The organism is Geobacillus sp. G4 (assembly GCF_040327975.1).
Lineage (GTDB): Bacteria > Bacillota > Bacilli > Bacillales > Anoxybacillaceae > Geobacillus > Geobacillus thermoleovorans.
In genome coordinates this window covers 1-255 of sequence record NZ_JBEPJY010000118.1, presented here as the reverse complement: position 1 = coordinate 255, position 255 = coordinate 1, and the positions used below count along the sequence as shown (strand labels likewise).

Annotated in this window: 1 tRNA gene; it reads left to right on the top strand. The window is 48.6% G+C overall.

The features are described from left to right. The first annotated feature begins 180 nt into the window (after positions 1-180). Positions 181-253: transfer RNA gene (locus ABS784_RS17180), tRNA-Lys, on the top strand. Positions 254-255: the final 2 nt, after the last annotated feature.

Genomic DNA, 255 nt, shown 5'->3' with positions numbered 1-255 from the left:
GGCAGGTAGAGTGAAACGAAGCTGTAGAGTGTTATCCTAACCATGAGCCATTAGCTCAGTAGGTAGAGCAACGAGCGCTGCATCTTCGGATTTGCTTCGAGTTGTCCCGACGCATCCTGCATCTTCGAATATGCTAGCAGAGGAAGTGACATCATTCACTGTGAGTGTATACTTGACTATGAGCCATTAGCTCAGTAGGTAGAGCATCTGACTTTTAATCAGAGGGTCGGAGGTTCGAGTCCTCCATGGCTCACC